This is a genomic window from Pseudomonas sp. Kh14 (genome assembly GCF_900291005.1).
Classification (GTDB): Bacteria; Pseudomonadota; Gammaproteobacteria; order Pseudomonadales; family Pseudomonadaceae; genus Aquipseudomonas; species Aquipseudomonas alloputida.
The window spans coordinates 1-252 of sequence record NZ_OLKJ01000039.1 but is presented as its reverse complement, the minus strand read 5'-3'; the positions used below and the strand labels follow the sequence as shown (position 1 = coordinate 252).

The following is a 252-nucleotide window of genomic DNA, read 5'->3' as shown; positions in this document are numbered from 1 at the left end:
TTGACGTCCTGGGTACGTTTTCTCAGCACCACGCGGGAACATTCCGCGCACCTGGGTGAAGAAGCCTTCAAGCGCGGCGTCTACCAGGTACTGGTGCTGGAGCTCGGCTTCGTCACCGACAACGCCCGCAATGCGGTGGACGCCCTTTGCCAGGAATTCCATGTACCGTTCAACCAGGCCCTGGAGCACTAACCCAGGGCCTCAGTGTTATCGATAGTGCCATCGATCAGGAGATTGTCATGCCCCTTGCGC

Annotated in this window: 1 protein-coding gene; it reads left to right on the top strand. The window is 59.1% G+C overall.

What is annotated here, in order from left to right:
* On the top strand, window positions 1-192 hold a 192-nt coding region (locus FQ668_RS27215), incomplete at its 5' end, for a TetR/AcrR family transcriptional regulator (protein ID WP_306109847.1).
* Window positions 193-252: the final 60 nt, after the last annotated feature.